The organism is Streptomyces sp. NPDC049915, assembly GCF_040656475.1.
GTDB lineage: Bacteria > Actinomycetota > Actinomycetes > Streptomycetales > Streptomycetaceae > Streptomyces.
The window spans coordinates 1-2,904 of sequence record NZ_JBFAMH010000074.1 but is presented as its reverse complement, the minus strand read 5'-3'; the positions used below and the strand labels follow the sequence as shown (position 1 = coordinate 2,904).

General features: G+C 65.8%; 3 protein-coding genes. All 3 read left to right on the top strand.

The annotated features are described in order from the left end of the window. Positions 1 to 634: 634 nt before the first annotated feature. The 3 genes from AB0J12_RS39545 (at position 635) to AB0J12_RS39535 (ending at position 2,809) form a co-directional block, all read left to right on the top strand. On the top strand, positions 635 to 1,543 hold the full coding sequence (locus AB0J12_RS39545) for an aminoglycoside phosphotransferase family protein (RefSeq protein WP_363269648.1): 909 nt from the start codon (positions 635 to 637) through the stop codon (positions 1,541 to 1,543). Between the two features lie 459 nt (positions 1,544 to 2,002). Then, entirely contained in the window at positions 2,003 to 2,134 is a 132-nt protein-coding gene (locus AB0J12_RS39540; protein WP_363269647.1) for a hypothetical protein, read from the top strand. Positions 2,135 to 2,206: 72 nt separating this feature from the next. Further along, the gene (locus AB0J12_RS39535; protein ID WP_363269646.1) at positions 2,207 to 2,809 is read left to right on the top strand and encodes a hypothetical protein; all 603 of its coding nucleotides are present in this window, start codon (positions 2,207 to 2,209) and stop codon (positions 2,807 to 2,809) included. The last annotated feature ends 95 nt before the right edge of the window (positions 2,810 to 2,904 follow it).

The window sequence follows — 2,904 nt, the reverse complement described above, 5'->3', positions numbered from 1 at the left end:
GCACCCCGCTACGACGTCGGCAAAACCGTCAAACGCCCAGAGACCCTCAAGGCCATCGGCAAGCCCGGAAGATCTTGGTAGATAAAGAACAAGCTAAGTCCAGGGCGCGCTGGGAGTCCAGCAAGCCGCGTTCGGGCCTGGACGCGGGTAAGGAAGCCACCGGCCATGCGGGCCCGCGCGATGTCCGCCCAGTCTGCATCCAGCGCCATCGTGATTCGGCATTCGGCGGACGTGGTCCTCGACCGCCGATGCCGGTCGCAGACGGAGCGGGATGGCCGCTCCTGCCCGAGGTCGTCGTGAGGCTTACCGATGGTGCCAACTGCTTAGGTTCCGGGCGGAGTTGTCAGTCGGCTGCGCTGTGACCAGCGGATTTCGGCGACCGTCCGGACGATCTGTCAACGGATTCGTCCGACAGATCTGCCGTTTTCCTCAGGCCGTGGTGCGGTGTTGGGTTCCGCGCCGGGCGGCTCGGTAGCCCTCGGTTGTGAAGGTGTAGCAACGGCGGCGTTTGCCGGGGCAGCGGCCAGGGGTGTATTGCTTCGAGCCGCTTGGGCCGGGGGCAGTTCCCGGTCTGAGTTGGGGGCGATCGGAAATCGCTTGTGGTGATCCGATGGGCGTCGTACGGTCCCCTCCGATGAACGAGACGCCCGAGGTTTTGCCGTTGCCGGACCGGAAACCAGTCGACGCCGCGGTGGCGGGCAGGTTGATCGCCGCGCAGTTCCCGCAGTGGTCCGACCTTGAAGTCCGGCCGGTCGATGCGCAGGGTTGGGACAACTGCACCTTTCGCCTCGGTGACGAGATGCTGGTGCGGCTACCGACTGCCGAGGAGTACGCGCTGGCGGTTGAGAAAGAGCACCGGTGGCTGCCGGTGCTCGCACCTGTGTTGCCGTTGGAGGTCCCGGTTCCGCTGGCCAGGGGCGTGCCCGATGAGAGCTTTCCGCACAACTGGTCGGTCTATCGGTGGATCGGTGGCGAGCCTGCGGCCCGTGCCGTCGTCGAGGACATGACGGCGTTCGCCATCCACCTTGCGAATTTCCTCGTGTCTCTGCAGCGGATCGACCCGACAGGCGGGCCGGGCCCGGGACTGCACAATTGGTTCCGAGGCGGACCACTGACAACCTATGACGGGTGGGCCCGGGCAGCCCTGGAGACGTTGGACGGCCTGATCCGGACCGAGACCGCCGAGGAGATCTGGGAACGGGCGTTGCGAGCCTCGTGGGACGGTAAACCTGTCTGGTTCCACGGTGACATGGCCTCGGGGAACCTTCTGGTGAAGGACGGTGCGCTCGCGGCCGTCATCGACTTCGGCACCTGCGGAGTCGGAGACCCGGCCTGCGATCTGTCGATCGCCTGGACGATGCTGACCGGCAAGAGCCGGGCCGCGTTCCGCGATCGGCTAGGCGCAGACAAGGCGACCTGGGAGCGTGGACGAGGCTGGGCGCTCTGGAAGGCCCTGGTCGTCTGCGCAGGAGCGGTTCGCGATGGCGACGGCCTGCCGACGGATGCATCGTTCGTTATTGAGGAGATCCTCGCCGCCCATTAGCGGCTGGACCGAACGACAAGTTGATGACAAGTCACTTGGACAACGACATCTCTATTCGGAACCTACAACTGCCCCGTTTCGCAAGCGCTCTTGCCACTTCTGACCCCGGGGTAAATGGCCAAGCATTAGTTGACAATCAGTCAACCTACCTCCAGGGCGAGGCTGCGTTCTGCCCTCGTCGTAGGGTCTTCAACTTGGACGCGACTCGCACAGACGTTTGAGAATACGGGAAGGACACGAGTCATCGTGCAAAGCACCAGACGGTGGATGACCAGCCGCCGCTTAACCCGCGCCGCGCTCGGCGCGGCACTCCTGACCATCGCCCCGTTTGCCGCAACAACGAACGCCGCTGCCACCTTCCCCACGACGGATGCGAGTCCGGGGATCACCGCGCCGCCGTCAGCGACTCCGGCCGCATGACCCGAGGCCAAAGCCCTCCTGGCTGGCGGCAGCCGGCCCGTGTCGGGCAAGAACCTCCAGGCCGGTCCCCCGTCCACCAAGGACTCCGCCGGCGTCTGGCAGGTCAATCGCACCACCGTCACCCTGCGCAACACGGTGACGGATGCGGACGGCGACGTGACCGGCTGGTAGGACACAACGCAGGCTGGGGCTGGAGGGCCACACCCTCCCGCCTCAGCCGCACCCCAAAACCAGGAGAAGACAGTGAGCGACGGCATCACGTGGCTGGCCGACGCATGGCGCGGAGACGCCCCCATCCTGTTCGTCACCTTCGCACGCGGCATCAGCCCACGCGACCTCGTTGTCCGACTGGGCGCCCAGCCCGGCGAAGTGCTCGACCCGATCACCTTCGCCGAGGCCGAGCGACTGACGTTCAACGACCGCGAATCAGCCCGCGTGGCCCGCTTCGGCGAATGCGCGGGCTGGTCATACGCGGTGGAGCAGGGCTGGCCCTCCAAGGCTTGGTGGGCTCACCCCGACATCTCCGCAGGCGGGATCGAGGTCTTGCACCTGACCCCCAAGCCGGACGACCCGCCCAGGGAGTGCTGGTACTACCGCGACGGCCAAACGGTCGGTCGCTTCGACATCGGCGAGAGACCAGACGAGGGCATGGCGTTCTTGCTGCCGGCGTTCGAGGAAGCCGGACTCCTCGACGATGACGTGAGCGAGGAGTTCGACTCGTTGGCCGCGACGCTGACCGCCTTGCAGCAGCACTTCGGACTGTCACTGCCACGCCAGGAAATCCTGAATGGCCGGCTGCCCGCAGCGGTGACAGCGACCGTGCCGCCAGAAAACCTGGGGGACTAGTAGGACTCCGTTAGGTCTTCTGGTTCGGGTTGTTCCTGGGCACGTTGGATGTGTGGATGCATACGAAGTGAAGCGTGTACGGGCCAGGTTGGCGT

Bases quoted from the DNA above. Each gene is read 5' to 3' on its own strand.
- AB0J12_RS39545 (WP_363269648.1), top strand. From the start codon at position 635: ATGAACGAGACGCCCGAGGTTTTGCCGTTGCCGGACCGGAAACCAGTC.